This is a genomic window from Brachyspira sp. (genome assembly GCF_029258575.1).
Taxonomy (GTDB): domain Bacteria; phylum Spirochaetota; class Brachyspiria; order Brachyspirales; family Brachyspiraceae; genus Brachyspira.
Genome location: NZ_JARHYI010000009.1, coordinates 1 through 10779, shown reverse-complemented (window position 1 = coordinate 10779; position 10779 = coordinate 1). Strand labels below are relative to the sequence as shown.

Annotated in this window: 10 protein-coding genes and 1 pseudogene; 4 read left to right on the top strand and 7 right to left on the bottom strand. The window is 25.5% G+C overall.

Annotated elements, in window-relative coordinates; translation table 11 throughout:
* Nucleotides 1–250: 250 nt before the first annotated feature.
* The 5 genes from Q1J76_RS00800 to Q1J76_RS00780 form a co-directional block, all read right to left on the bottom strand.
* On the bottom strand, nucleotides 251–427 hold the full coding sequence (locus Q1J76_RS00800; protein ID WP_300365418.1) for a type II toxin-antitoxin system HicB family antitoxin: 177 nt from the start codon (nucleotides 425–427) through the stop codon (nucleotides 251–253).
* A gap of 1 nt (nucleotide 428) precedes the next feature.
* Nucleotides 429–671, bottom strand: coding sequence for a type II toxin-antitoxin system HicA family toxin (locus Q1J76_RS00795; protein WP_300365415.1), 243 nt, complete (start codon nucleotides 669–671; stop codon nucleotides 429–431).
* A gap of 187 nt (nucleotides 672–858) precedes the next feature.
* Nucleotides 859–1797, bottom strand: a complete 939-nt coding sequence (locus Q1J76_RS00790) for a DNA-processing protein DprA (protein ID WP_300365412.1) — start codon at nucleotides 1795–1797, stop codon at nucleotides 859–861.
* Nucleotides 1790–2629, bottom strand: coding sequence for a hypothetical protein (locus tag Q1J76_RS00785; RefSeq protein ID WP_300365410.1), 840 nt, complete (start codon nucleotides 2627–2629; stop codon nucleotides 1790–1792). The genes Q1J76_RS00790 and Q1J76_RS00785 overlap by 8 nt, the downstream gene beginning before the upstream one ends.
* Nucleotides 2630–2692: 63 nt before the next feature.
* Nucleotides 2693–5689: an Eco57I restriction-modification methylase domain-containing protein gene (locus Q1J76_RS00780; RefSeq protein ID WP_498034116.1), complete on the bottom strand. Its 2997-nt coding sequence runs from the start codon at nucleotides 5687–5689 to the stop codon at nucleotides 2693–2695.
* Nucleotides 5690–5980: 291 nt separating this feature from the next.
* On the opposite strand from Q1J76_RS00780, the gene Q1J76_RS00775 reads away from it, so the two are divergent.
* The 3 genes from Q1J76_RS00775 to Q1J76_RS00765 all read left to right on the top strand — a co-directional run bounded on the left by Q1J76_RS00775 (nucleotide 5981) and on the right by Q1J76_RS00765 (nucleotide 8636).
* Complete coding sequence (locus Q1J76_RS00775; protein ID WP_300365405.1) at nucleotides 5981–7096, top strand: DNA-methyltransferase; 1116 nt, start codon at nucleotides 5981–5983, stop codon at nucleotides 7094–7096.
* A gap of 9 nt (nucleotides 7097–7105) precedes the next feature.
* A complete protein-coding gene (locus Q1J76_RS00770) occupies nucleotides 7106–7639 on the top strand; it encodes a hypothetical protein (RefSeq protein WP_300365402.1) in 534 nt (177 codons plus the stop codon).
* A gap of 298 nt (nucleotides 7640–7937) precedes the next feature.
* Nucleotides 7938–8636, top strand: a complete 699-nt coding sequence (locus Q1J76_RS00765) for a Bpu10I family restriction endonuclease (RefSeq protein ID WP_300365399.1) — start codon at nucleotides 7938–7940, stop codon at nucleotides 8634–8636.
* A gap of 367 nt (nucleotides 8637–9003) precedes the next feature.
* Here Q1J76_RS00765 and Q1J76_RS00760 read toward each other — a convergent pair whose 3' ends face one another.
* Nucleotides 9004–9204, bottom strand: coding sequence for a hypothetical protein (locus Q1J76_RS00760; protein ID WP_300365396.1), 201 nt, complete (start codon nucleotides 9202–9204; stop codon nucleotides 9004–9006).
* A gap of 167 nt (nucleotides 9205–9371) precedes the next feature.
* Between Q1J76_RS00760 and Q1J76_RS00755 the strand changes: the two genes are divergently transcribed.
* The gene (locus tag Q1J76_RS00755) at nucleotides 9372–10298 is read left to right on the top strand and encodes an L-lactate dehydrogenase (protein WP_300365393.1); all 927 of its coding nucleotides are present in this window, start codon (nucleotides 9372–9374) and stop codon (nucleotides 10296–10298) included.
* 85 nt (nucleotides 10299–10383) lie between these two features.
* Here the strand turns inward: Q1J76_RS00755 and Q1J76_RS00750 are convergent.
* A pseudogene (locus Q1J76_RS00750) lies at nucleotides 10384–10779 on the bottom strand (transcriptional regulator); the annotation flags it as partial.

Here is a 10779-nt window from a genome sequence, read left to right as displayed (position 1 = left end):
ACTACTCTTTTTTATTATCTTTATCCTTACTTTAAAATGGATTACCTATCACCACATCGAAACCGCCCCCTTTAAAAATATTTTTAACTACTCGCCGAGCTAACGCACTCCCTACGGTCGGTGGCTTCCTGCACGGTAACGCTCACCCTTAGAGAAAGTACAATGTAAGCGACCAAAGGAAGTACCTGACGAAGTCGTATGTAGTGAGGCTATGTGGCTGATTACCCAATATAATAAATAATAAAATACTTTATGATTTTTTCAAAGATAGATTTTTTTTCTCAAAATATAGCGATATAACATTTTTTATTTCTTTTAAAGCCTCCTCTTCTGTTGCTCCAAAAGCACTTATATTATCTAACTCTTCTGATAAAGCTATATAACCTTCATCTTCTTCACTATAAAAAATTTTAATACTATATTTCATATCATTCCTCCAAATTATATTTCTTAACTAGATATAAAAATTGTTTAACTTGATAAGGCTTTACCTCTCCATTAACATTTTGAATATTAATTAACTCAGAAATACCAATTCTTGAATATATTCTATGGCTTCCTCGTTGTCTTTTACACACAAAACCAAAAGATTCTACAATATTACAAAAATAAGAATATTTAATATTTTTATTATTATTTGTAAGTTTATTAATAATTTCTTTTTTATCCATAATTTAATTATAAAGCTATTTAATATAAAATCAACTGCTTTCCTAGTTTCCTCACTACTAGCCTAGCTAACGCAGTATTCGCCATACGGGCATTCCGCACGGTATCGCAACCCCTTACGGATAGTACAATGTACGTGCGGCTGATTACCCAATATTAAACAAAAAATTATAAATATAATAACATTTGCTAATAAGTAAAATCAAATTCAGGTTCAGATATTGTTTTATTTAATAAAGACATATCATTATTAATTGAATTAAATACAGACTTCATACTTGGATGCCCATCTCTATTTTTTTTTATAGGAATACCACCTTGACTAATAAAAAATTTATTAGCTTCAGCTGTTTCTGGAGGATGAAAAAAATCAACTACAAATAACTTATGACCTAATTTTAATGTTTCTTTTCCCGCTTCAAAAGTACCGCCATCTCTTCTTGATTCTATTAATATCATAGCTATTGATAAACCTATTATTACCTTATTTCTTCTCATAGCATTCATAGCATTCCAAGTCAAATTTGGCATAAATTGGGATATAAAAACATGATTTGTATTATTAAGATAATTTTTTACTTCACCTTTAATACGCTTTTTTAATATCCCCTCTGGTATAACAAAAATAGTATTACCATTATTTGAAAGAGCAGACATATGAGCGGTTAAATCCGTACCTGAAGCATATCCGCTAACTACAGTTATATCATTATTTACTAATTCCTTAGCACATTCATAGGCTATTTGTTTTCCTTTATCAGATACTTTTCTAGAACCACAAAATCCTATACTATTTTTATTTAAAAGAGCTAAATTTCCTTGAACAAATATTACTGGCGGCGTATTATTACCCAATGTATTTTTTAATCTTTCAGGATACATTAAATCATTTTCTAGTATCATATATATATTGTTATTATATAATTGTTCTGCTAATATTTTTGCTTCATTTTCAGTTTTATAAATATTAGTATAAATATCATCTTTTAATTTTAAAATAGATTTATCAGTAATAATATCTTTCCAAGATGCATTTTTATTAAGCTTCAAAAAATTTAAAGCTTTTTTAATTGCAGCTTCACCTACACCTTTAGCCAGTGCATACTGTAGAAAATCTACATTATACATTTGTATTATCACTATCCCTTAAAGATTTTACAGCTGATATTCCAATGACTTGTTTTGCCCCTAATGATTTTAGAAATTTTGCATAACTCCACATAGAAACACCAGACTGATATAAGTCATCAATAATTATAACATCTTTATCTGTTATATCAACTTTTTCAATAAACTCAAACCCATTAGTATCGGAATATATTTCATTCCAAATACTAATTTTTTCATTTAAAGTTTTATCTTTAAATGATGGTTTATGACATTTCAAAATAAATAAATTATTATTCAATATATATGACAGCCTTTTAACCAATTTATATGAAAGTTTATTATTTTCATTTTCATCAATATCAATTGGTATTGTTGTAAAATAAGTATCTTTTTTATTTATTGGTAAAATATCATAACACTTTTTTATTTTTTCTACTAAAACATTTCCATAATACTCTGCTTCTTCATCAGTTATTTCACTTCTTCTATATTTTAATGAAAATTCAGCTTCTCCTACACTTGTTCTAATTTTATTATCAAAGTCAAAATTAAAATCTGTTGCAACACAATAATCCAATATATTATTATCATTAAAATAATTTTTTATATGATTATTTAAATTCAACCAAATAAATTCATTTATATAATCTAAAAGATTTTGAACTTTTTGCTCTAATAATATATCATTTAAGCTTAATAAATAATTATTATTTTTTGTCTTACACCAATGATTATCGTCCAAAGCTAAATTAAATGATAATAATTCTTTAAACTTATAGGAGGTCACTATATTATCTACATTAACATATACCCATAACTCACTTCTTACTCTTCTTGTAAAATTTATCATAAAAAACTCCGTAAGGACAATATATCCCATTTTATAATAATACAAAACCTCTTATAGTTCATTTTATTCACTTTCTATAATATTTCTTTCTTCCTCCGATATATTATAAATAGAATAAACAGTTTTATCAATAAAAGAATCAATATCTGCAATATCATTTTTAATGCGGTTGATACTGTCAGGATTTGTTTCGTTTATAAGCCTTTGATTACATTCTATCATTTCGTTAACAAAATTAATTAACTTATTTTTTAAATTTTCGTTGTCAGTATTGCAAATAGGAATATTTAAAATAGGTTCTTTGTCAATTTGATAATTAGAACCCTGCATTTTTCCTTTGTTCCTTAACCAAAAAGCTATTAATTTTGAATTCAAAATACCTATCAAATATTTCAAGTCAATATCCTCTGGCTTTATAACATAAAATGTAGCAGAAACATAAGAATCAAAATCAACATAACTAAAAATAGGTTTGTCAACGCATTTTCTAACAGATATTATTTTTTCACCTATAAAAAAATTCTCTTTTCTAGCTCTATGCAAACCATAAGGGGCATTGTCTGAAGTAATAACACTTTTAAATTTATCAAGATGTTTCTTTATATTAGGATATTTTTTTATTTTATTTATATCTTTGAAAGTTGAATCTGTATATATTACCCATTCTTTATTATTACTATCGGCATAATATCTTTTTATTTGTTCTGTAGTGTATGCAGGTTTTATTAATTTTAATTCTTCCTTAGATAAATTTAATGCATTTTTTTCTTCATCTGTTAAAACAAAAATTCCATCTCCAACTTTAAAATCTCCTCCTAATATAGATCTATTTTTTTCATTCAAATAATCTTGCGGATATACTATGCCTTGAGCTGTATTTTCAGATGTTAAAAAATAATTTCCAACTTCTTTTATCTTTGATAATACTGTATCTTTACTGCTATCAATAAATGTTATTAAATTATTTAACATTCTATCTTTTGATATTATGGTTTTTATATGACTTATATCATTTGATTTTTCATTTTCAAATAAAAAATTTTCTATCTCAAAAATATCAATATTTTTATTCAAAATTTTATAATAATCAATTTCATAATCTTCATCAATTTTTTCTTTATTCAATATAAATACCATTGTTTGTATACCAGCTTCAAGAAAAACTCTAAAATCTCCAAAGTCTATATATTTTAAAATTTTTGAATCTGTTAAAACTTTATTTCTTAATATAGACGCCCCTGCATTTGTAATCCAATTATTAGGAGCAATAAATCCTAGTTTTCCATTTTCTTTTAAAATATCCAAACCAAAACAAACAAAGAAATACCATAAATCCATTTTACCTTGATAATATTTAGATAAATTGCCTTTCTTCACATTCTCAAAACTTTCTCTGTCGGTATATTCTTTTACATAAGGCGGATTACCAATAATTATATCAAATCCTCCTTTTTTAATCACACTTGAAAATTCTTTCTCCCAATTAAAGCATTTTATTTTATATTGTGTATCTTCATCGGATGAAAATAAACGCTCTCCCTCACTATTAAAATTGCTGTTTATTAGGGAATTTCCAGATTTTATATTATCCTCCAATGACGGTAAAGCACGCTCATTAAATAAATCCTGATTGTTCTGTATTGACGCTGTACTCTCCCCCTCCAAACATTTCATTAGTAGCGATAATTTCGTTACCTCTACCGCATTGCTGTCTATGTCCACTCCAAATATATTGTTGCGTAATATCTGCTTCTTTATCCAAATAGTTAAATCCCCATTCTCTTTTATTACATCTTCTTTTGAACCCTTAAACTTCGCCCTGTCCTTTATCTTGTTGTAATATTCAATATGATAATTAAGTAAATATTTATACGCCCCAAGTAAAAAACTTCCGCTGCCGCAAGCTGGATCCAATATTTTTATATTCGCTATCTCCTCAGGCTTCTTCCCCTTTATAGCCTCCCCAACCGTATTCGCCACTATATAATCAACTATATACTCAGGTGTATAATAAACCCCTCCTGCCTTACGCACCTCTTGCTTTAATTCTATCTTCGCACTATGGTTCTTACCTATAGTGATAGTTTTTCCAAGAAACTGCTCGTATGCATTCCCTATTATCTCAACCGATATAACAGAAAATTCATAAGGACTCAAAGGATAATAAAGCTCATTAATAAGTTCCTTTATCACCTTATTGTCAATCTCAATACTGCTGCTTATACTGTCTTTAGAAAAATCAAACAGCCCAGAATTATACCTGCCGTCAGCATGTTCAAAAATTTTTAAAAGATTCCTATAAAAATTATCCCCCTTATTCTCGAAAGTCCTTTTTAAATCCCCATACTCCTCAATGCCTCTGTCTTCAGCCGCTCTCAAAAATATAATCCTATCAATAATCTGCTGAACCGCATAATTCAAATCGCGTACAGATAAATGTTTATTTAATTTAGATATATTAGAAGCAAGTTTGGTACGCAAATTGTCAAGCGTGCTTAAAAAATCAATATCAACACTTTCAGTACCTTTTTTGTTTGAAGTACCTGCAATATATTTTTCCAAAGAACCCTGTTCAATTCTCTCTTTATTGAGCATCTCATAAAGAAAATCAAATCTTTTTAAATAATCTTCAAAATGAATATACTCAATCCTAGCAGTAGAAGCCTTGTCATTAACATTAGGCTTTCTAGTGCAGTCATAAACGGCAAGCTCCTCAAAATCAGTAAGAAAACTTATACCAAGTTTAGCACTCCATCCATACCTCCTAAGCTGAAAAGCAGGCAAACTGTCCTCTTTAAGATTAACTCCGGGCTTTTTCGCCTCCACAAAGAAAACCCTATTTCCCCCAATACGAAATGCATAATCAGGTGCCTTTGTCTCCTTCCCAACTTTTAACTTATCTTCATGTATAACCTCCCTGTATGTTTGACTCAAAGATCGTTTATTGGCAACATCCCAACCGAACGCCTCAAAAAACGGATCCAAAAAATCCCTTCTAGTCTCCGTTTCATTATAATTTTTATTTGTGTACTGAGAATAATTTGATTTGAATTTTTCAATTAAAGAATGTAGTTTTTCGTATGATTGATTTTTGAGATCGGAGTTTACATAATTACTAGAATAGTTTAAAGTGCTGTGCTGTGCTGTGCTGTGCTGTGCTGTGCTTATCCATAAAATAAAATCCCCCAAATTATATTTTTACTTACAATACACCCAAACCGTACATTTTGCAACTAAGTATAAGTAGAAAAATCACAACAATATCATAAAATTATAATATTAACAAATAATAACATATTGTTTAATATAAATATTATAGTATAATATAAAATATATATTTTAGGTAATAATATGAAAGAATTTAGAACTATAGAAATAGAAAATATTTATAATGAATCAGATATTAATACAGGAATAGAATCATTAAAAACGGCAGGAATAGAAACAATATTAAATAATAATAGCATTATTTTAAATTTTGATATTGTAGATTTAAAATATCTTGAAACTATAATTAATAATAAATTAATAAGAAAAATAATAGAAGAATTATATAAAATTCGTTCATTTTCAAGTACTAATGGCAAAATAGTTTTTAAAAGCTTTAACAAAGATAAAAAAGTAAAAGATAAAGAAGAAAATAAGAAAAAAAGATTAGCTTATGAATATTATAAAAAAGATTTTCAAAAAGAAAATAATGAAATAGATGAATCATTCATTAATAAGATACATTGTTCTGATTCATTAGAATTTCTACAAAAACTCCCTAATAATTCTATAGATATAGTATTAACTTCTCCACCATATAATTTTGGTATTAGTTACGAAAATACAAACGATGTAAATATATGGGAAGATTATTTTGATAAACTATTTTGTATATTTAAAGAATGCATAAGAATATTAAAAGATAGCGGAAGAATTATTATAAATGTACAACCTATGTTTTCAGATTATATACCTACACATCATTTAATAAGTAATTTCTTTATAAATCAAGGTCTAATATGGAAAGGGGAAATTATATGGGAAAAAAATAATTATAATTGTAAATATTGTACTTGGGGAAGTTGGAATAGTCCTTCATCTCCATATTTAAAATATTCTTGGGAATTTATTGAGATATTTTGCAAAAATTCTTTAAAAAAAGAAGGAAATAAAAATAATATAGATATAGTAGCAGATGAATTTAAAAAATGGGTATATTCAAAATGGTCAATAGCACCTGAAAGAAATATGAAAAAATATAATCATGATGCTATGTTCCCAGAAGAATTAGTTAGAAGAGCATTAAAACTTTTTTCATATCAAAATGATATTGTATTAGATCCATTTAATGGTGCTGGCACTACTACAAAAATAGCAAAAGAGCTAAATAGAAGATTTATGGGTATTGATATATCAGAAGAATATTGTAAAATAGCTAATGATAGGTTAAAAGAAGCAAACAATTTATTTAATAATTAGGAATATAATATGGCATCTATAGAAGAACTTATTAATGATTATAATAGCGTTGTAAAAGTAGTTGATAAAAATGCAGCAGAAGATGAAGATAGAGCTTATGGCGGAGTAATAAGATCAGTTAAAGGAAAATTACAAGAACATATCACTGAAGAAATAATAAGAATAGCTTGGAATAATTTAAAAGGTAATATGAATAGATTAGAAATTAATTCCCAAAAAATAAAACTTCCAATAAAGGAAAATTATATAAAATCTATAAAAAATAAAGAAGTTAGAGATTATATATTAAAAAATAAAGATTATTATTATTATGGATTAAGTGTTGACAAACATGTATTTATAGATAATACTTTTGTTATGGGAATAGAATGTAAAGCATACACAGAAAATGCGATGATTAAACGTATATTAATTGATTTTCATTTATTAAAAACTCTTTATCCAAATATCTCTTGTTATTTATTTCAATTAGAAAGTCAATTAGGGGAGATTATTCACAATTACCTGATATTGTTTATGGTTCTAAATCTACTCATTCCATAATGAGCTATTTTGAAGATGTAGAATTAAATATATATACATTTTTAAAAGGGGAAAGAGATATAAAGAACCCAATTCATAAACATTTTAAACCATTAGAAAAAAATGTATTAGAAAAAGCAATCAAATTATTAGAAAATGATTTAAAACGATATTTATAATACTTATATAAAATATGAAAACTAAAGAAGAAGCGTTAAATTTTTTGACAAGTCTCAAACTCAATAAAAATTACAAGCATTTTGAAAATATAAAAAATAAATTGAAAAAAAAAGATATTACAGAAAAAAAGGTTTCATTTTTGATAAATTGTATAAATAAATATAAAATCTATCATGAGGCTTTGAATACAACAGAAGATATATTAAAAATTACTGAAAATTGGAATAAATATAATAATTTTATAAAAAATAATAATAAGAAGATATTTACATCACAATCAAAATTTGAATCAAGTATAATTGAAGAAAGTATTTATAGAATATTTAAAAAATTTGAAGATGATATTATTAAAGTTGGTAGTATAAAGACATATTTAAATATGTATTATTCAGCTAATAATTTTAATGATTTCAAAAATCATGGAGTATTTAAATATAATATAAAAGATATGGATTTTGCTATATACAAAGAAGTAAAATTAAGAATTGGTAATTGTAACAAAGAAAAAACAATAAATATTCCTATAATTGCAATAGAGTGCAAAACGTATATTGATAAAACTATGTTAGAAAGTAGTGTGGCTACAGCAGAAAAAATAAAAAACGGTAATCCATATTGCAAATTTTATATTGTTACAGGAACATATGAAGTTAATAAAGATATAGATATGATTATATCTACTCATATAGATCAAATATATATATTAAAAAAAGATAATAAAAATAATGATATAGATAAAGACGTGGTACAAAAATTATATGAAGATGTAGAAAATTATTTAAATTCTATATGGAATGATATAGACAATAATATAAAAAATCATGGAATTTTGATATAAATAAAAAATGATAGCTATTATTTTATAGCAGACCATTTATTATTACAAAATTTCAAAATTAATTAATTTCATGTACAAAATACTCAATATATAAAATCGATTATTTTGTAATTATTAAGATTTTCAATGAATATCAAAATTTATAATAGAAGTATTATTTAATATAGATGGATACGATTTTATAAAAAGATATTATTTTTAAATAGAAGAAAAAATGCGGAAGATTTTAATAAAAAATTATAGTAAGTATTAATTGAAGACTTTATAAATATCACTTTTAGCTTCCGCACATATATAAGAACCGTTATCTGCTTTAAGATAACTAACAAAATGTAATAAGTTAATTATTTATCTAAAATTTATATTATCACTGATTATTTTTATTAATCTCCGCTCTTATATGATTAAATATTATATCTTTAGCATATAAACCAATATTTACATCTTTTTCTCTTGCACATTTTCTTAACAAATTATTTTCTTCCTCAGTAAGTTTAATATAAACTGTATAACTATCTCTATGATAATTATTATTATAGTTATTATTTTTTGATCTATTATTATACATAAAAACCTCATTATCCTGATTTCTTCCATATTATAACATCAATCTATTTATTTTCAATATTTTTTTTAACTTTTTATATAAAAATAAGAAAAATGAATCGTATTGCTATTTTTTTTATAAAATATATAATTATTAGATAGTATTAACAATTTAAAGGATAAAATAATATGAATATACAAAAATGTGCAATAATAGGAAGCGGAGGAGTAGGAGCTACAACAGCATTTACTTTAGTTCAAAGCGGTTTTTTTAATGAAATAGTTATAATAGACATAGATAAAAAAAAGGCTGAAGGAGAAGCCATGGATATAGCTCATGGTATACAATTTGCAAGCCCTGTTGATATTTATGCAGGAGATTATAAGGATTTACATGATGCTTATATTGTTATAGTAACAGCAGGTGTATCACAACTTCAAGGTGAAACAAGAATAGATTTAATAAATAAAAATGCAGCTATTTTTAAAAAGATTATTCCAAGCATAATAGAGCATAATAAAGAATGTATATTATTGATAGTTAGCAATCCTGTAGATATTCTCACAATGCTGACTTTAAAATTAAGTCAATTTCCTGTAGAAAGAGTAATAGGTAGCGGTACAGTTTTAGATACTTCGCGTTTAAGATATTTACTTAGTAAAAAATTAGAATTAGATAGCAGAAATATACATGCATTTATTATAGGAGAACATGGAGATAGTGAGCTTGCTGTATGGAGTAATGCTGATATTGCAGGAATTAATATAGAAGATTACTGTGAAATTATGAATAAAAAAATGGATTTAAAAGCTATATATAAAGAAGTTAGAGACAGTGCTTATCATATAATAGAAAGAAAAGGGTCAACATATTACGGTGTAGCAATGGCTGTAAAGCGTATAGTTCAAGCTATAGTGAAAGATGAGAATTCAATATTGCCTGTATCACATTTTTTGAATGGGGAATATGGTATTAAAGATATTTGTTTGGGTATGCCTTCTATTGTTTGCCGAGAGGGTGTAAAAAGCATTATAGAACTTTCTTTAAACAATGAAGAAAAATCAGCTTTAATAAAATCGGCAGAAACTCTGAAATCTATTTATAATCAAATATAAATCCTTATAACTTTTTTGTGCTAGTCTTTCATAACTTTAAGGCTAGCACAATCTATTTGGGGCTGATTACCCAACATTAAATAATTTAATTTTTATTTATATTATTTTCATCTATAATTTTTTCAACTTCTTTATTTATTGATAATGTACCTTCTTTTAAATTTAATAATTTTTCAATTTCTCTTGAATTCATTGACATATTATTGTTTGAAAATTCTTGCATTAAATCTTTAGCAGACATAATATGAGTAAGTATTAAATTTATGGAATCAATTAATAAAGTAGGTTCATATATACCTAATAATTCATCATAAGGTTCTTTTTTCAATATACCTTTTTTGTTCATTATTTTAATAGTATTTTGATATTGTGTATTTGTTATTAATCCAAGATATTTTGCTCTATATAACATATCACATATTGAAAAGTTCCACTTACTTTTCAAATGAATGTAAAAGTCTAGTCTATTACCGCCTTTTTT